Source organism: Roseivivax sp. THAF197b (assembly GCF_009363255.1).
Lineage (GTDB): Bacteria > Pseudomonadota > Alphaproteobacteria > Rhodobacterales > Rhodobacteraceae > Roseivivax.
The window spans coordinates 3,409,799-3,426,221 of sequence record NZ_CP045318.1 but is presented as its reverse complement, the minus strand read 5'-3'; the positions used below and the strand labels follow the sequence as shown (position 1 = coordinate 3,426,221).

Genomic DNA, 16,423 nt, shown 5'->3' with positions numbered 1-16,423 from the left:
CCGCCCTTATGGGTGGACGCCCGGTGCCGCGCGCCCTATCACGCCCGGTGAGTTGAAGATGACGCCCGCGAGAGGGGAGTTTCCATGCAGCGCTACGCACCCGCCGAGATCGAGCCGAAATGGCAAGCCGCCTGGGACGAGGCCCAGACCTTCCGCGCCGTGCGCTCGGACGACAAGCCGAAGTACTACGTCCTCGAGATGTTCCCCTATCCGTCGGGCCGCATTCATATCGGCCATGTGCGGAACTACACGATGGGCGACGTGATCGCGCGCTACAAGCTGGCCACCGGCCATAACGTGCTGCACCCGATGGGCTTCGACGCCTTCGGCATGCCCGCTGAGAATGCGGCGATGGCGAGCGGAGGGCACCCCAAGGACTGGACCTACGGCAATATCGACACGATGGTCGCGCAGATGAAGCCCCTGGGCTTCGGCCTCGACTGGTCGCGCATGTTCGCCACCTGCGATCCCGAATATTACGGCCAGCAACAGGCTCTGTTTCTCGATTTTCTGGAAAAGGGCCTCGTCTACCGCAAGGAAGCGGTGGTGAACTGGGATCCCGTCGACATGACCGTGCTCGCCAACGAGCAGGTGATCGACGGCAAGGGCTGGCGCTCCGGCGCGGATGTGGAACGCCGCGCGCTCACGCAGTGGTTCTTCCGCATCTCGGATTATTCCGAGGAGCTTCTGGACGCTCTGGATCGCCTCGACGACTGGCCCGCCAAGGTGAAGCTGATGCAGGCCAACTGGATCGGCAAATCGCGCGGGCTTCAGTTCGCCTTCTCTACCGTCGATGCACCCGACGGCCATGACCGGATCGAGGTCTACACGACCCGCCCCGACACGCTTTTGGGCGCCTCCTTCGTCGGCATCTCGCCCGATCATCCGCTGGCCCGCCATCTCGAGCGCGACAATCCTGAGATCGCCGAGTTCTGCGCGGAATGCCGCCGCATGGGCACCTCGGAAGAGGATATGGAGAAGGCCGAGAAGCGCGGCTTCGACACGGGCATCACCGTACGCCATCCCTTTGATACGTCGTGGGAATTGCCGGTCTACATCGCCAATTTCATCCTGATGGATTACGGCACGGGCGCGATCTTCGGCTGCCCCGCCCATGACCAGCGCGACCTCGATTTCGCGCGCAAATACGAGCTGCCGGTCACGACGGTCTACGCCCCTGCCATGGGCGAGGAAGGCACCTTTATCCTGCCCGAAGAGGGCGGTCCGGCCTACGTTCCGCCAAAGTCGGAAACCGTGCGCTACATCAAGGGCTTCGCGGGCGCGGAGGCGCAGACCGGCGAGGAAGGCGTCGATGCGGCGATTGCCTTCTGCGAGGAAAACGGCGTCGGCCAGGGCGTGACCAAGTTCCGTCTGCGCGACTGGGGCCTCTCGCGTCAGCGCTACTGGGGCTGCCCGATTCCCGTGGTGCATTGCGACACCTGCGGCGTGGTGCCCGAGAAGAAGGAAAACCTTCCGATCCAGCTGCCCTACGATGAGGACGGCACCGCGATCGACTTCAACGTGCCGGGCAATCCGCTCGATCGTCATCCGTCCTGGCGCGATTGTGCCTGCCCGTCCTGCGGCGCGCCCGCGCAGCGCGAGACGGACACGATGGATACCTTCGTCGATTCGTCGTGGTATTTTGCCCGCTTCACGGCCCCCCGCGCCGAGACGCCCACGGACATGACCGAGGCGTCCTACTGGATGAACGTGGACCAGTATATTGGCGGGATCGAGCACGCGATCCTGCACCTCTTGTATTCGCGCTTCTTCGCACGCGCTATGAACCTGACGGGCCATTTGCCGGACACGGCGAAGGAGCCCTTCGATGCGCTCTTCACGCAAGGCATGGTGACGCACGCGATCTACCGGACGAAAAACGCCGAGGGCCGCCCGGTCTACCATTACCCGGAGGATGTGACCCTGCGCGATGGCGGCGCGTTCCTTGCGGACGGCACCGAGGCCGAGATCATTCCTTCCGCCAAGATGTCGAAATCGAAGAACAACGTCGTCGACCCTGTGGCGATCATCGAGCAATACGGCGCCGACACCGCACGCTGGTTCGTGCTCTCCGACAGCCCGCCCGAGCGGGACGTGGAATGGACCGCGTCGGGCGCAGAGGCCGCGAACAAGCACCTGGCCCGCGTCTTCCGCATCGCCACTGACGCGGCCACCTCCGAAGAGCCCGCGCAAGAGGGCGATGAGGGCCTGCTCCGCGAGATGCACAAGACCATCGACGAGGTCACGAAGGGCGTCGAAAGCTTCGGCTTCAACGCGGCCATCGCGCGGCTCTATGCCTTCACCAACACGCTCAACAAGGCCAAGGCAGGTGCTGCCGCCAAGCGCGAAGCCGCGAAGACCCTCACGCAGCTCATGTCGCCCATGACGCCGCATCTCTCCGAGGAGATCTGGCAGATCTTGGGCGGCGAGGGCCTCATCGCCAACGCGCCCTGGCCGGTCGCGGATGAGACGATGATGGTCGAGGACACGGTCACGCTGCCCATTCAGATCAACGGCAAGCGCAAGGCGGAGATCGCCGTGCCGAAGGACATGGACAAGGCCGAGGTTGAAAAGACCGCGCTGGCTCATCATGCTGTGGTCAAGGCGCTCGAGGGCGCCGCCCCCAAGAAGGTCATCGTCGTGCCCGGACGGATCGTGAATGTCGTCATCTGATCGCCGCTCGTTTCTTTCCGCCTTCGCGGGGCTGGGGCTGGCTGCTTCCATGCTTTCGGCCTGCGGCTTCACGCCCGCATACGGGCCCCAGGGCGGGGCGTCCGCGATCCAGGGCACGATCGCGGTCCAGGCGCCCAAGAATCGCAACGGGTATCTCCTCGTTCGCAGGTTAGAAGAGCGGCTTGGCCGGGCGACCGGGCCTTACCGCCTCGACTATCAATACGGCCTCGAGGAGCAGGATTTCGGCACCACGTCGGCGGGGTTCACCACCCGTTACCGGCTCGTGGGCACCGTGACCTACGAGTTGAAGGACGCGACGGACCGCCTCATCACCCGCGGCACGGTCGAGGAATTCGTGGGCTATTCCGCCACCGGCTCCACCGTCTCCACGCCCGCCGCGCGCGCCGACGCGCAGGAGAGGCTGGCCACGATCCTCGCCGACCGGATCGTCGAGGAGATGATCTTCGCCGCCGACCTTCTGCCCGCCTCATGAAACTGTCGGCCCGCGACGCGCCGGCCTATTTCCGAAAGCCCGACCCGGACGCGGCGGGCCTTCTGATCTTCGGCGAGGACGCGATGCGGGTGGCCCTGCGCAGGCAGGAGGCCATCGCGGCGCTCGTCGGTCCCAATGGCGAGGAGGAAATGCGCCTCACGCGGATGCCCGGCGGTGAGTTGCGCAAGGACCCCGCGCGGCTTCTGGATGCGGTCAAGGCGCAGGGTTTCTTCCCGGGGCCCCGCGTGGCCTTCGTCGAGGACGCGAACGACACCGTCGCGGAGGCCATCACCAACGCGCTGTCGGATTGGCAGCCGGGCGATGCCCAGATCGTCGTGACGGCGGGCGCACTGAAGGCCACATCCAAGCTGCGCAAGCTGTTCGAGGCGCATCCCAGCGCCTATGCGGCCGGCATCTACAACGATCCTCCGAGCCGCGCGGAGATCGAGGCGGATCTCGAACGCGCGGGTCTGACCGGGGTGGATCGCAGCGCGGGCGATGCGCTGCACGCCCTGGCCCGCACGCTCGATCCCGGCGATTTCCGCCAGACGGTGGAGAAGGTCGCCCTTTACAAGATCGGGGATGAAGCGCCGCTCACCGCCGAGGAGGTCGCGCTGATGGCGCCCACCTCCACCGAGGCGGATGTGGACGACATCCTGCACGTGGTCGCCGAAGGCCAGGTCGATCAGATCGGCCCCGTGATGCAGCGCCTCGGTGCGCAGGGCACCAATCCCGTGACGCTGGTCATCATGGCCACGCGGCACTTTCGGGCGCTCCATGCAGCGGCCTCGGATCCCGGTGGCGCGGCGGCGGGCATCGCCCGCGCACGACCGCCGATCTTCGGGCCGCGGCGGGACCGGATGCTGCGGCAGGCCCAAGGCTGGGGCGCGCGCAAGCTCGAACAGGCCCTGACCGTGCTGACGGATACCGATCTCAGCCTGCGTTCCGCAGGGCAGAAGGCGCCGCAGATGGCGCTGGTGGAGCGCGCGCTCATCCGTCTCGCGATGCTGGCACGCCGCTAGCAGTCCGCGCGCTTTCGCTTGTGACTGCCGGGGCGCCGCGCCATCCTCGCGCCGAGGCAGAGGAGGACATGCATGCCCTATACCGTCATCGGATCCGCCAAGACCCGGGCGTTCCGGCCGCTTTGGCTGCTGGAGGAGCTGGGGCTCGACTATGACCACGTGCCCGCGGGGCCCCGCTCTGACGAGGTGCGCCGCGTCAGCCCGCTTGGCAAGGTGCCGGTCCTTGTCGCGGACGGAGAGGCGATCCCCGATTCGGGCGCGATCCTGCACTACCTTGCGGATCGCCACGGCGGTTGGACCCATCCCGCGGGCAGTATCGCCCGTGCGCGACAAGATGCCTGGACGTTTCGCATTCTCGATGAGCTCGACGCGCTCTTGTGGACCGCAGCGCGGCACTCTTTCATCCTGCCCGAAGAACATCGCGTGCCCCAGGTGAAGGACAGCCTGCGCGCGGAATTTGCACAGAACCTCGACCGGATCACCGCCGAGATGGACGGGCCGTATCTGACCGGCGAGACGCCGACCGTGCCGGATATCCTGCTGTGTCATTGCGGTGGCTGGGCGCGGGTCGCGAAATTTCCCGAGTCGCCCGAGGCGTTCAAGGCCTATTCGAAGCGGCTGCGCGACCGGCCCGCCTATCAGCGCGCCGCGGCTCTGGGCTGATCCTCACGCGGCCAGGCGGCGGCATGGCGTCCGGCCCAAAGCCCGGTCGCAAGGCACGCCGTCAGCAGGTAGCCGCCCGTGGGCGCTTCCCAATCCAACATCTCGCCCGCGGCGAAGACGCCGGGACGCGCGCGCAGCATCAGGCCTTGATCGAGCGCTTCCCGCGCGATGCCCCCCGCGGTCGAGATCGCCTCATCCATCGGGCGCAGCCCGTCATGGGGAATGTTCAGCGCCTTGACGCGATGGGCCAGCGCGGCCGGATCGTCCGGCAGCGGGCGCGCGCATTCCATCAACAGGGCCTGCGCCGCGGGCGGCAGTTTCAACGTCTTGCGCAGCCAGTTCGTGCGGCTGTCCTTGCCGCGTGGTCGGCTGAGGCGCCGGGTCAGCGTCGCGGCATCGAGATCCGGGGTCAGATCGATTTGCAGCGCGGCACCGTCCCGAAGCGCGGGCGAGAGCGGGTAGAGCCCGCCGCCTTCCAGCCCGGTTCTTGTGACGACCGCCTCACCGCGCGAGGTCAGATCGCCCGCAGAAAGGCTGATATTCTTCAGCGGGGCGCCGAAATGCCGCTTCATGTGATCGGACCAGCTGACGTTGATCCCGACATTGGCAGGGGCGAAGGGCGTGAGCGTCACGCCGTCCGAACCAAGCCAGCCCGCCCAATCCCCATCCGAGCCGAGCCTGCGCCAGGACGCGCCACCCAGCGTCAGCACCGCGACACGCGGCGTGATCTCCTGCGCGCCCTCCGGGGTGTCGAAGCGGAAGGGCGCCGTGCCGCCGGTCCACCGCCAGCGCGTGTGGGTCTCGAGCCCCTTCGCGCCCAGCCGCGCAAGCCAGGCGCGCAAGAGTGGCGAGGCTTTCATCGCCTTCGGAAAAACCCGGCCCGTGGAGCCTGCGAAGACCTCCTGGTCCAGCGCCGTCGCCCAGGCTTCGACCCCGGACGGCGGAAGGGCGTCGAGCATCGGCGCAAGCCAGTCGGAGGCAGCGCCATAGGCGGCGCGGAAGATTGCGGCGTCTTCGCGTTTCGTGAGGTTGAGGCCGGATTTGCCGGCCATCAGGAATTTACGCGCGAGGCTCGGTTTCTGATCGACAAGAAGGACCCGCCGCCCGGCATCGAGCAAGGCCTCGGCGGCCATCAGGCCGGCCGGGCCGCCGCCCACAACCAATGCGTCGCAGTTTGTCATCCTTGATCCTTCGCGCGCGGGTCCCATCCTCTTGGCGGAGCATGCGCCGAGGCACAAGCACCATGTCCGACCCGATCTGCCCGCTCTGTCTGCGTCCGATCCCGCCCGAGGCGAAGCAGAGCCTGCACCATCTGATCCCGAAGCTGAAAGGCGGCAAGGGCGGCCCGGTCGTGCGGCTGCACCAGATCTGCCACAACGAGATTCACAGCACCTTCACCGAGGCCGAGCTTGCGCGCGAATACAATACGCCTGAGGCGCTGCGGGCGCATCCGCGCATGGCCGCGTTTCTGGCCTGGGTGGCCAAGCGGCCGCCAACCTTCCACAGCCGGTCCTCCGGCGGGCGACGCAAGCGCTGAGTGATCCGAAAGTGCGCGTGCCGCGCGCATCTCTGGCCCGCTGATCGTGCCGATCATCGGGCGGTCAGAGGGGCCTTGCCCCTCTCTTGGCGGCCTTGCCGCCAATTCACACCCCGCGCGTTTTTTCGGAAAGGTGAAGATGCGGCGGGTTTGGTCTGGGCGGGTTGGGGCGCGCCCGGCATGGGCACAGGCGGGAGCCGATGCGTCAAACACGGGCACCTCGGTCATGCGGGCGCGCGTGCGGCGCTGGGGTCAGCCCGCGGCCTGGCTGCGTTCGAGATAGGCGCGCAGCTCTTCAGCCTCGTGGCGGGCTTCGCGCAGGCCTTCCATCGCCGCCGACAGCTCCGCCTCGGTCTGGGCCAGCTGGTTGGTCAGCTCCGCCTCGCGCTGCTGCAGATAGGTGATCGCCTGATCGCGCGTCTCTTCGGCCTCGTGCAGCTCCTGGCTCATCTTCTCGAGCTCGGACAGGTCGCTTTGGCTGACGCGGGTGAAGCGGTGCACCAGCCAATTGGCAAACCAGCCGAGGCAGAAGGCCACGAACAGGATGATCGCCGTGGTGATGATAAACTCGATGCGGTTCACTCGCCTGTCTCTTCCGTGTCGGAGCTGCTGTCCTCTTGTGCCTCATCTTGGGCAGGGGCTTCAACGCTTTCGAGCGTTGTTTCTTCCTCTGCGGGCGTTTCGCGGGGGATCAGGGTGAACTCGATCCGGCGATTGGCCTCGCGCCCGTCCGCCGTGCCGTTATCGGCGATGGGCTGCGCCTCGCCATAGCCGACCGCGCGGTAGGAGGCGGTCAGCACGCGCCGTTCCGTCAGGGCAAAGAGCACGGCTTGCGCGCGTTCCTGGCTGAGTTGCTCGTTCATGACCTCGCGGCCCTGGCTGTCGGTATGGCCCTGGATTTCGAGCGGGATGTCGCCGCAGATCTTCAGCAGGTCGGAGACCTCGTCGAGGATGTCCTTGGCCGAGGCGTCGAGCGTCGCGGAGCCCGGCTCGAAGGTGATCTTGCGGGAGCCGATGATGACGCTGATCTGGGCCACGCATTCCTCGGGCGAGGGGATGCCCAGGGTTGGGTCGAGGCGTTCGCGATAAGTGATATCGAGCAGGAATTCCTCGCTGCCGAGCTTGTCGGTCAAAAGGGCCGCGATCTCTGCGGAGGCCTCGGCATTGCCGGTATCGCCCGTGACCTCGATCGTCTCGGGCGTGACGCGCGCGGCCCCGTTCTTGAGCCGGGACAGGGCTTCAAGCCCCGCGAGCACCCGGGCGCGCCATCCGCGCGGCAGCTCGTCGTCAAAGCGGGTGCCGACGCGCACCGCGTCCGAGCCGAAGGCCGCGCGGGCAAAGCTTTCGGCCGCGACGCGCGTGACCTCGTCGTCGATCAGGCCGCGCAGGGCGACCTGGCCCTCGGGGCTGACGGTCGCCACGAATTCGACCGGGCCGCGCTCCTCGGCGTCCTCGGGCGGGGTGGGCAGGACCGCGTCGAGCACGAACGCCTCGGGCAGGGTATTCTCGAGCCGCCCGACGGCGGTGGCGAAGCGGTCTGGATCGCTGCCTTCGGCGGCCAGAAGTGCTATGTCGGTGTTGGAGAAGGTCACGGTCCCCGCGCCGATTTCGCCCAGGGCCCGGATCGCATCGGCGGCCACCTGGCCCCAGGCGGGCGAGGGTGTGCCGAGGGCGAGACGGCACTCGGTCTCCTCGGCGGCGCCCGCATCGCGCGCGGCCGACAGGATCGCTGCCTGCGCGGCCTCCGTGTCGGCGGCGCAGGTATCGAATCGCGCGCCCTCTTCGTCGATCAGGAAGCGCAGGGCGAAGGGCGACACGACCGGGCGCGGCGCCTTGAGATCGAGGGCCAGCGTGATGCCATCAGGCACGATCCGGTCGAATTTCGTGGTGATATCGCGGCTTTGCGCGCGGCTTTCGGTCATGGCCTCGATCGCCACGCGCTCCGCATCGACGGAGATCTTGGCGCGGGGCAGATCCTCGAGCGCGCGGGCGGCAAAGCGCATCGCCTCGGCCCAGCCATCGGGGGTCGGGTAGGCCGCGGATTCCAGCAGGTCCGAGATCGTCGTGTCGTCGCCCACCAGGTCCTGCAGCGTCTCGATCAGCCGCTCGCGGTCGAATTCCTCGGGCACGAGGCCGATGAGCGACAGGCGGCCCTCGTTGCGCAGGATCTCGACCGAGAAGCGGGGCGCGGCAATCTGGGCCTCGTCCTCGACGATCAGCTCATCGATCACGCGAGCGGCGTCGACGACCTGGCCCGCGACGGACAAGGCACGGAAGCGGTCCGCCTCCGAGGGGGCTGCGCCGTAGACGAAGACCTGGAGGCCGTTGGCGTCCACCTCCGCCCAGGCGATGCCGTTCTGTTCCAGCGCGCGGGCGACGCCGGTGATGGAGCTGTCCTCGACCACCCGGGCCGACAGGCTGGCCGCGGCGAGCGACAGGCCCGCGGCGGCGAGGAAGGTTCCGGAAAGGGTGGCGAGGGCGGACAGGCGCATGAACTATCTCGATTTTTCCTGCGATCTCTTTGTCATAGGCTGCGCGCGGAGGCGGCGCAATCAAGCCAGCAGGGCAGCGGCGAAAAACAGCACAGGCATGAGGCCCGCATTCCGGTTCGACCGGAAGAGCCGCAGCAGGCCGTCATTGTCATCGAGGTCGAGCTGACGCAGCTGCGCGTAAAGATGCGCGCCCATGGCAAGAACACCGCCCAAGCATAGCACAAGTTGCAATGTCGCGCCCTCGGGAACGGCCAGCAGAACCGCCGTGCCCAGAAGCGCCATGGTCAGGCCGAGAAAGATCGCGAGGTAGCGCGGGGTCGCATCGCCGAAGAGCCGCGCGGTGGATTTCACCCCGATCAGCGCGTCGTCTTCCTTGTCCTGATGGGCATAGATCGTGTCGTAAAAGAGCGTCCAGGCCATGCCGCCCGCATAGAGCAGCACGGCGGGCAGCCCCAGCGCCCCGGTATGCGCGGACCAGGCCAGAAGCGCGCCCCAGTTGAAGGCGAGGCCCAGGAAGATCTGCGGCCACCAGGTGAAGCGCTTGGCAAAGGGATAGATCGCCACCGGCAGGAGCGCGAGGATACCGAGCCAGATCGCGGTCGTGCTGTAGGTCAGCAGGATGCCGAAGGCCACGAGGCTTTGCAGGACCGCCCAAGCCAGCGCCTGACGCACGGTCACGTCGCCCGCGGGAATGGGGCGGAGTGCCGTGCGCGCGACCGATCCGTCGATGTCGCGGTCGGTGATGTCGTTCCAGGTGCAGCCTGCGCCGCGCATCAGGATCGCGCCGATGCCGCAGCTCAGCCCAATCCACAGATCGTAAAGACCGAACCAGCCAGAGGAGACGCCGGCCAGCGCCAGACCCCACCAGCATGGCAGGAGCAAAAGCCAGGTGCCGATTGGCCGGTCGAGCCGCGAGAGCCGCAGATAGGGTTTCAGGCGCGCGGGCGCGCGGCGATCCACCCAGTTTCCGGTGACCGCATCTGCGATCTGGCCCTCTGGCACTTCGTGTCGGTCGGTCATAGGGTCCGCCCATGTCAGGAATTCGCTTGTTTGTATCAGCGCCCTTGGCCGAGGGGCAACCGGTCGAGATCGGACGCGACGACGCGCATTACCTCTTTGGGGTGATGCGGCAGGCCGTGGGTGCGACCGTGACCCTGTTCAACGGCACCGGCGGGGCGTGGGAGGCGGAGATCACTCAGGCCGGCAAGCGGGGTGGCGTGCTGACATGTCGCGCGCAGACCGCGCCGCAACGGGACCCGCCGGATCTGTGGCTCCTCTTCGCGCCGGTGAAGAAGGCGCGCACGGATTTCATCGTCGAGAAGGCGGTGGAGATGGGTGTTCGGCGGCTGGTTCCGGTGGCGACCGAGTTCACCAATTCCGAGCGTCTGCGGCAGGACCGGTTGCAGGCCCATGCCAAGGAGGCGGCCGAGCAATGCGGCGCGGTCTTCGTGCCCGAGGTGGCGGAATTGCAGAAGCTGCGCGCCGTTCTCGATGGCTGGGACAGCCAGCGGCGTCTGATGTTCTGCGATGAGGCGATGGCGCAGGAGGGCGGCAGCTCATCGGCCCGGGCGGGCCTTTTCGCAGAGGCGCAAGGCTCAGGGCCATGGGCGATCCTGATCGGACCCGAGGGCGGGTTCTCGGAGGGGGAACGCGCGCGGCTGCAGGGCATGGCGGAGGCGCATGTGGCCAGCCTTGGCCCGCGCATCCTGCGGGCCGATACGGCGGCGGTGGCGGCCCTGACCTTGTGGCAGATGCGATTCGGGGATTGGCAATGAGCGGTTCCATCCGACCCGAGGCGCGCGCCTTCCTGCTGCGCTGGCGCGAAGCGCTGATCGGTGCGGGGACAGGGGCGCTGGGCCTGTTGATTTATGCCGCCGCGCTTGGCTGGGTCGTGGCGGGGTTCGGGCTCCTTGTCGCGGTCGCGGGCCTCGGCCTGATGGCGCTCGGTGTGCAGCGCGGCCGGTTCCGTAGCGGCGAGGACGGGCCGGGCATCGTCACCGTGACCGAGGGGCGGCTGATGTATTTCGGCCCGCTTTCGGGCGGAGTCGCGGATCTCGACGATGTGACGGAGCTTGCGCTCGATCGCGATGGGCAGCCCGATCACTGGCTGATCACCCATCGCAGCGGCCCGCCCCTGCATATCCCCGTGACCGCGTCCGGTGCGGACGGCCTGTTCGACGCCTTTGCCGGGCTGCCCGGATTCGACACCGAAGCGATGTTGCGGGCCATGCGCGCACCGGGCACCGGGCGCGTGCAGATCTGGATGCGCGCGGATGCAGCCCCCCTGCGCCCGCGCCTGCATTGACACCTGCCATAATCCTGACCATGGCTTGACGCCAAAGACGGGCCGACCAGTTTGGCCATGATCCGAGGCCCAAAGACGGAGCGCCCTTCCCATGTCCATCCCTCAAAGCGGCGGCGGATTGATCGAGGATCAATCTCAACTGGCGGAATACCTGGAAGCGGGCTGCAAGCCCAAGGAAGACTGGCGCATCGGCACCGAGCACGAGAAGTTCGGCTACCTCAAGGGCACGCTGGAGCCCCTGCCATATGAGGGCCGCCAATCGGTGCATGCCGTGCTGAGCGGTCTGCGGGACCGGCATGGCTGGGCGCCGGTCGAGGAGGCAGGCCACCTGATCGGGCTGGAGAAGGCGGGCGCCAACATCTCGCTCGAGCCGGGCGGGCAGCTGGAATTGTCGGGCGGACCGCTCGAGACGATCCACCAGACCTGCGACGAGGTGAACCAGCATCTCGCGGAGGTGCGCGACGTGGCCGATGCGCTCGATGTGGGCTTCATCGGGCTTGGTGCGGCACCGCATTGGACCCATGACGAGATGCCGATGATGCCCAAGGGGCGCTACCGGCTGATGACGCGCTACATGGACGAGGTCGGCACCATGGGGAAATCCATGATGTACCGGACCTGCACGGTTCAGGTGAACCTCGATTTCGCGTCCGAGGCGGACATGGTGAAGAAGATGCGCGTGGCGCTGGCGCTGCAGCCCGTGGCCACCGCGCTCTTTTCCAATTCGCCGTTCTTCGAAGGCAAGCTCAACGGTCACAAATCCTGGCGCTCGCGCATCTGGCGCGATCTCGATCCCGCCCGCACCGGGACGCTGCCCTTCGTCTTCGAAGACGGCTTCGGTTTCGAGGCCTGGGTGGATTACGCGCTCGATGTGCCGATGTACTTTGTCTACCGCGACGGCGAATACGTGGACGCGCTGGGCCAGTCCTTCCGCGATTTTCTGAAAGGCGAATTGCCGGCCCTTCCGGGCGAGAAGCCGACCCTGTCGGACTGGGCCGATCACCTGACGACGATCTTTCCCGAGGCGCGCGTGAAGAAATTCATCGAGATGCGCGGTGCCGATGGCGGCCCGTGGCGCAGGCTGTGCGCGCTGCCCGCTTTCTGGGTCGGGCTGATGTACGATCAGGGCGCGCTCGATGCGGCGTGGGATCTGGCCAAGGGCTGGGATGCGGAGACGCGCGAGGCCTGGCGTGTTGCGGCCTCGGTCGACGGTCTGGCCGCCGAGGTGAACGGATTGAAGATGCACGACCTTGCCCGCGACGTGGTTGCCCTTGCCGAGGGCGGGCTGCGCGCGCGGGCTCGACCGGGCGCGGGCGGTTTGCTGCCCGACGAGACGCATTTCCTGAACGCGCTCAAGGACAGCCTTGAAAGCGGGGAGACGCCTGCGGATGAGCTGATCCGCCGCTTCGAGACCGATTGGGGCGGCGACGTCACCAAGGTCTTCGCGGAATATTCCTACTGATCCCCTGAACGGGTTTCGACCCGGCTGCGCCGGGCCGATCCGCGCGGGGGCTGCGCCCCCGCGTTTCAGTCCCTAGTAGCCGAGCGCGGCACCATCCTTGCGCGGGTCCGACGCGCCCTCGAGCGTGCCGTTCTCGTGGATCAGGATCGCCTGCGCGCCACCGATCGGACCGTCCGGGATCACGACCTCGTGGCCCATTTCGGCCAGTTCCTCGCGCACTTTCGATGCGTAGCCGCGTTCGACCTGTAGCTGCGTGCCCTGGGCGAAACTGCGCGGGGCGTCGATGGCGGCCTGCGGGTCGAGGCCGAAGCCCACCCGGTTGGTCAGAAACCGTGCGTGTCCCGTCGACTGGTACTGCCCGCCCATGACGCCGAAGGGCATGGTGACCGCGCCGCCTTCGCGCAGCATGCCTGGGATGATCGTGTGCATCGGGCGCTTGCCCGGAGCGAGCTCGTTCGGGTTGCCCTCGGTGAGCGAGAAGCCCGCGCCGCGGTTCTGCAACAGGATGCCGAACTTTTCGGAGGCAAGGCCGGACCCGAAGCCGTGGAAGATCGAGTAGATCAGCGACACGGACATGCGGTCCCGGTCGACCACGGTGATGTAGATCGTATCCTTGTGGACCGCTTCGGTGATCTGGGTCACGGCCCGTTGGGCGCGCTTTGGATCGATCAGGCCGGCCAATTGCTCCGCCGTCTCGTCGCTGAGCATATGATCGAGCCGGGACATGTGGTCGGGATCGGACAGGAAGCGGTTGCGCGCATCGTAGGCGAGCTTGGTGGCCTCCGCCTCGATATGGGCGCGCTCCGTGCCCCAGGGGTCCATCGCCGCCAAATCGAAGCGCTTGAGGATGTTGAGAAGCAGGATCGCAGTCGCGCCCTGACCGTTGGGCGGATGCTCCAGAAGGTCGACGCCCTTGTAGCTGCCCTCGATCGGGTCACCGAGCGTGGCCTCGACGGCGGCGAAATCATCCGCGGAATGAGTGCCGCCCGCCGTTTTGAGCGTGGCGAGCATGTCTTCGGCGATTTCACCCTCGTAGAAGGCGCGTGGGCCGTCCTTGGCGATGCGGCGCAGGACCTCCGCCTGTCCGGGCAGGGCAAAGAGGTCGCCGCAGCCATAGGCGGCGCCGTCCTTGAGGTAATGATCGCGCGCGGCACCTTGGAGCGTTTCGGCCTGCTGGGCCCAGTCGAACGCCACGCGCGGCGCGACGGGCACGCCCTCATCCATGTAGCGGATCGCGGGGGCGAGGCTGTCGGCAAGGCCGATCTTGCCCCAACGCTCCGACATGCGGGCAAACGCGTCGATGGCGCCCGGGATGGTCACGGCATCGGCGCTGTGGACCGGCACCGTTTCGTGGCCCGCCTCGCGCAGCCGGTCGGCCGAGGCTCCGGCCGGCGCGCGGCCCGATCCGTTGATCGCGACCACGTCTTCACCGGGCTTCGAGATCAGCGCGAAGCAATCCCCGCCGATCCCGGTCATCTGCGGTTCGCAAAGGCCCAGAAGGACGCCGCCCGCGATGGCCGCATCCAGAGCGTTGCCGCCGGATTTCAGGATGTCGATTGCGGCTGCCGCGGCCAGCGGATGGGACGTCGCGGCCATTCCGTTCGCGGCAAAGACAGCGGAGCGACCCGGCTTTTGGAAATCGCGCATCGGCCATGTTCCTTTCTAATGATGAGAGTCGTGTATGACTTTCATCGGGCGGAACAACAATGGGGGGATAAGAGCCTCGACGCCACACACTGGGTGGGGGCTAAAAACTGTGCGGCGCCGAGGGAAGCTTATTGCAGCTACGCATAGAGGTTTGACCGTTCACTGTGTCGCGAGTGCGAAGGGAATAGGGTCTTTTTGGGGCGTGACCCGCGCCCTGACGTCCGCGTTCAGGACAGGTCCGGCGGCAGGGTGATGCGGACGCTGTTTTTCCCGTCGGTGCGGTCATATTCGACATGTTCGGCAAGGCTGCGGATCAATAGCCAGCCATACCCGCCCTCGGGCAGCGTTTCCTTCGGGCCGTTCATGTCCGGCGGGCAGGACATATCGGGGTCCGAGATCTGCCTGCGCCCGCCATCCGGCATCGGGGCGCCGTTGTCGAGAAAGGTCAGGCGACCGGGGGCGGCGAGGTCGATCTGCAATTCGATCCAGCCATCGGGCTGACCCGGCATCGCGTGTTCGACGATATTGTTCAGGACTTCGGCACAGATCAGCTCCATCCGGGCGGCGGCACCCGAGGACACGCCCGCCGCGCGCAGGTCCGCTTCGACCGCAACACAGGTACGCCTCACATCGCGCGGGTTATTGGCCACGGGATAGCGCCAGGGGGACATTCGGCCGGGCCTCCATTCGCCGCAGGGGACGGGGTGACGGAGCAGCGATTCAAGCGGCATTCTTGGACAGGCCGTCATCGAGGGTCGGGTGGATGCGAAAGATCGTATCCATGCGGGTCAGCCGGAAAACGGTATCGACCAGCGGATTGAGCGCGGCCAGTTCCAGTTGTTGCCCCGATTCGAGCTGTTTCATCGCGGCGACAATGGCGCCGAGCCCGCTTGAATCGATGAAGGTGACCGCGCTGAGATCCAGCAGCACGCGTGGCCCGGCCGCGTCGCATGCGGCGCGCATCGCGTCCTTGAATTCCAAGGCGACCGCCGCATCGATCCGGTCAGCCTTGACCGTGATGACCCGCGCGGATTCCGCATCCCTGGCCACAAGCTCCATCATTCATGTCCCCGTTCAATATCGGGGATCACGCTAGGCGCTATTCTTTACCAACCGGTTTTCCGCAGCCGCTTAAATCCCGCGAAATGCGAAAAATTGGACGCATTTCTTGTGGGCCCGCGCTCGAAATTCCCTGTCTGAACCGATCACTCCGGCGCGGGTGCCGCCGCCCCGCCGATCATCTCTCCGAGGCGTTCCAGCGCGACTTGCAGCCAGACCCGCAGATCGTTGACCTGCGCCACATAGGCATCGAGGGCGGGGGCCAGCGCAGGCACGGCTTCGGCAATCGGGGCTGCGAAGATGTAGAGCGCCAGCGCGAGCACCGCGATCAGGATGCCGATGGCCAGACCTCGCGAGAACCCGCCGCTCTCCTGCCCCGGATCTTCGGGCGCGCGGCCTTCCGGGGTTTCGGCGGGGCGCCGGTCCGTCGCGGCGCGCAGCGTCTGGTTGATCTCTTCGATGTCCGGCAGCATTTCGCTGCGCGAGGACGGGCTCGCAGCCCGTTCCGCACGCGGTGCGGGCGATGGGCCGTCGTCGGGCGCAGTCTCTGGTGCACGATCGGACGCCTCTGTTGCCGCGGGGCCGCGCATCTTCGCCATTCGCTCCCGGGCCTGCCGGGCGCGCCGCTCCTCTTCCGTTTCCGCCGCACTGTCGAGACCCAGTTCCGGCTGGCTTTCCAGCGGATCGCCGCCCGCACGCCGGGCCTTTGCTTCGCGCTCGGCCTCTTCGCGCAGAACCTCGGCGACGGAGGGATCGAGGCCGCGCCGCCGGGCTGTGGGCGGTGTCTCGGGGCCGGTGGCTTGGGGCGGTGCGGCCTCGGCATCTGCAAGGTCGTCCTCGAAATCCGCATCATCCGCGACCGGATCGGGCAGGTCGTCCGGATCCTCGGCCTCGGGCGCGTGATCGGGATGATGCTGGAACCAGGTATGCCCGCAATTGGAGCATTGCACATCCCGCCCCGCATCGGGGATCACATCCACCGGAACTTCGTATTGCGCGTTGCAATTTGGGCAGGTCAGCCGCATTGCTTGCTCCGCTTGTCTTTTGCCACCCGAAAACCCCTTGTTTTG

The 16,423-nt window shown here is 67.1% G+C and carries 16 protein-coding genes; 8 read left to right on the top strand and 8 right to left on the bottom strand.

Annotated elements, in window-relative coordinates; genetic code table 11:
* The first annotated feature begins 84 nt into the window (after positions 1–84).
* The 4 genes from leuS (at position 85) to FIV09_RS16470 (ending at position 4,851) form a co-directional block, all read left to right on the top strand.
* Positions 85–2,673, top strand: coding sequence for a leucine--tRNA ligase (leuS, locus tag FIV09_RS16485; protein ID WP_152451650.1), 2,589 nt, complete (start codon positions 85–87; stop codon positions 2,671–2,673).
* Entirely contained in the window at positions 2,660–3,166 is a 507-nt protein-coding gene (gene lptE / locus FIV09_RS16480; RefSeq protein ID WP_152451648.1) for an LPS assembly lipoprotein LptE, read from the top strand. Before leuS ends, lptE begins: the two co-directional genes overlap by 14 nt.
* Positions 3,163–4,188, top strand: coding sequence for a DNA polymerase III subunit delta (holA, locus tag FIV09_RS16475; RefSeq protein ID WP_152451646.1), 1,026 nt, complete (start codon positions 3,163–3,165; stop codon positions 4,186–4,188). The genes lptE and holA overlap by 4 nt, the downstream gene beginning before the upstream one ends.
* Before the next feature lie 72 nt (positions 4,189–4,260).
* Entirely contained in the window at positions 4,261–4,851 is a 591-nt protein-coding gene (locus tag FIV09_RS16470; protein ID WP_152451644.1) for a glutathione S-transferase family protein, read from the top strand.
* On the opposite strand, the gene FIV09_RS16465 is transcribed toward FIV09_RS16470, so the two are convergent.
* The gene (locus FIV09_RS16465; protein WP_152451642.1) at positions 4,827–6,032 is read right to left on the bottom strand and encodes a TIGR03862 family flavoprotein; all 1,206 of its coding nucleotides are present in this window, start codon (positions 6,030–6,032) and stop codon (positions 4,827–4,829) included. The two genes, FIV09_RS16470 and FIV09_RS16465, sit on opposite strands and share 25 nt — an antisense overlap.
* 62 nt (positions 6,033–6,094) lie before the next feature.
* Here FIV09_RS16465 and FIV09_RS16460 point away from each other — a divergent pair, with 62 nt between their 5' ends.
* Positions 6,095–6,388, top strand: a complete 294-nt coding sequence (locus tag FIV09_RS16460; RefSeq protein WP_152451640.1) for an HNH endonuclease — start codon at positions 6,095–6,097, stop codon at positions 6,386–6,388.
* Positions 6,389–6,640: 252 nt separating this feature from the next.
* Here the strand turns inward: FIV09_RS16460 and FIV09_RS16455 are convergent, their stop codons facing one another.
* The 3 genes from FIV09_RS16455 to ubiA are packed head-to-tail and all read right to left on the bottom strand — an operon-like array spanning position 6,641 to position 9,900.
* The gene (locus tag FIV09_RS16455; protein ID WP_152451638.1) at positions 6,641–6,970 is read right to left on the bottom strand and encodes a hypothetical protein; all 330 of its coding nucleotides are present in this window, start codon (positions 6,968–6,970) and stop codon (positions 6,641–6,643) included.
* A complete protein-coding gene (locus FIV09_RS16450) occupies positions 6,967–8,880 on the bottom strand; it encodes an OmpA family protein (protein ID WP_152451636.1) in 1,914 nt (637 codons plus the stop codon). The genes FIV09_RS16455 and FIV09_RS16450 overlap by 4 nt, the downstream gene beginning before the upstream one ends.
* A 60-nt stretch (positions 8,881–8,940) precedes the next feature.
* Positions 8,941–9,900, bottom strand: a complete 960-nt coding sequence (ubiA, locus tag FIV09_RS16445) for a 4-hydroxybenzoate octaprenyltransferase (RefSeq protein WP_152451634.1) — start codon at positions 9,898–9,900, stop codon at positions 8,941–8,943.
* A gap of 11 nt (positions 9,901–9,911) precedes the next feature.
* Here ubiA and FIV09_RS16440 point away from each other — a divergent pair, with 11 nt between their 5' ends.
* The 3 genes from FIV09_RS16440 (at position 9,912) to FIV09_RS16430 (ending at position 12,647) form a co-directional block, all read left to right on the top strand.
* Entirely contained in the window at positions 9,912–10,655 is a 744-nt protein-coding gene (locus tag FIV09_RS16440) for a 16S rRNA (uracil(1498)-N(3))-methyltransferase (RefSeq protein ID WP_152451632.1), read from the top strand.
* Positions 10,652–11,185 carry a hypothetical protein gene (locus FIV09_RS16435; RefSeq protein WP_152451630.1) on the top strand — a complete coding sequence of 178 codons (534 nt, stop codon included), beginning with the start codon at positions 10,652–10,654 and terminating at the stop codon, positions 11,183–11,185. The genes FIV09_RS16440 and FIV09_RS16435 overlap by 4 nt, the downstream gene beginning before the upstream one ends.
* A 91-nt stretch (positions 11,186–11,276) precedes the next feature.
* A complete protein-coding gene (locus FIV09_RS16430) occupies positions 11,277–12,647 on the top strand; it encodes a glutamate--cysteine ligase (protein WP_152451628.1) in 1,371 nt (456 codons plus the stop codon).
* Between the two features lie 72 nt (positions 12,648–12,719).
* On the opposite strand, the gene FIV09_RS16425 is transcribed toward FIV09_RS16430, so the two are convergent.
* The 4 genes from FIV09_RS16425 to FIV09_RS16410 all read right to left on the bottom strand — a co-directional run bounded on the left by FIV09_RS16425 (position 12,720) and on the right by FIV09_RS16410 (position 16,378).
* Positions 12,720–14,294, bottom strand: coding sequence for a gamma-glutamyltransferase family protein (locus FIV09_RS16425; RefSeq protein ID WP_152451626.1), 1,575 nt, complete (start codon positions 14,292–14,294; stop codon positions 12,720–12,722).
* Between the two features lie 227 nt (positions 14,295–14,521).
* Positions 14,522–14,965: an ATP-binding protein gene (locus FIV09_RS16420; protein ID WP_172975756.1), complete on the bottom strand. Its 444-nt coding sequence runs from the start codon at positions 14,963–14,965 to the stop codon at positions 14,522–14,524.
* A gap of 49 nt (positions 14,966–15,014) precedes the next feature.
* Complete coding sequence (locus FIV09_RS16415; RefSeq protein ID WP_152452687.1) at positions 15,015–15,353, bottom strand: STAS domain-containing protein; 339 nt, start codon at positions 15,351–15,353, stop codon at positions 15,015–15,017.
* 146 nt (positions 15,354–15,499) lie between these two features.
* A complete protein-coding gene (locus tag FIV09_RS16410; protein ID WP_152451622.1) occupies positions 15,500–16,378 on the bottom strand; it encodes a zinc-ribbon domain-containing protein in 879 nt (292 codons plus the stop codon).
* Between the last annotated feature and the right edge of the window lie 45 nt (positions 16,379–16,423).

Coding starts and splice junctions, on each gene's coding strand:
- leuS (WP_152451650.1), top strand. CDS start 85: ATGCAGCGCTACGCACCCGCCGAGATCGAGCCGAAATGGCAAGCCGCC.
- lptE (WP_152451648.1), top strand. CDS start 2,660: ATGTCGTCATCTGATCGCCGCTCGTTTCTTTCCGCCTTCGCGGGGCTG.
- holA (WP_152451646.1), top strand. CDS start 3,163: ATGAAACTGTCGGCCCGCGACGCGCCGGCCTATTTCCGAAAGCCCGAC.
- FIV09_RS16470 (WP_152451644.1), top strand. CDS start 4,261: ATGCCCTATACCGTCATCGGATCCGCCAAGACCCGGGCGTTCCGGCCG.
- FIV09_RS16465 (WP_152451642.1), bottom strand. CDS start 6,032: ATGACAAACTGCGACGCATTGGTTGTGGGCGGCGGCCCGGCCGGCCTG.
- FIV09_RS16460 (WP_152451640.1), top strand. CDS start 6,095: ATGTCCGACCCGATCTGCCCGCTCTGTCTGCGTCCGATCCCGCCCGAG.
- FIV09_RS16450 (WP_152451636.1), bottom strand. CDS start 8,880: ATGCGCCTGTCCGCCCTCGCCACCCTTTCCGGAACCTTCCTCGCCGCC.
- ubiA (WP_152451634.1), bottom strand. CDS start 9,900: ATGACCGACCGACACGAAGTGCCAGAGGGCCAGATCGCAGATGCGGTC.
- FIV09_RS16440 (WP_152451632.1), top strand. CDS start 9,912: ATGTCAGGAATTCGCTTGTTTGTATCAGCGCCCTTGGCCGAGGGGCAA.
- FIV09_RS16435 (WP_152451630.1), top strand. CDS start 10,652: ATGAGCGGTTCCATCCGACCCGAGGCGCGCGCCTTCCTGCTGCGCTGG.
- FIV09_RS16430 (WP_152451628.1), top strand. CDS start 11,277: ATGTCCATCCCTCAAAGCGGCGGCGGATTGATCGAGGATCAATCTCAA.
- FIV09_RS16425 (WP_152451626.1), bottom strand. CDS start 14,294: ATGCGCGATTTCCAAAAGCCGGGTCGCTCCGCTGTCTTTGCCGCGAAC.
- FIV09_RS16420 (WP_172975756.1), bottom strand. CDS start 14,965: ATGTCCCCCTGGCGCTATCCCGTGGCCAATAACCCGCGCGATGTGAGG.
- FIV09_RS16415 (WP_152452687.1), bottom strand. CDS start 15,353: ATGGAGCTTGTGGCCAGGGATGCGGAATCCGCGCGGGTCATCACGGTC.
- FIV09_RS16410 (WP_152451622.1), bottom strand. CDS start 16,378: ATGCGGCTGACCTGCCCAAATTGCAACGCGCAATACGAAGTTCCGGTG.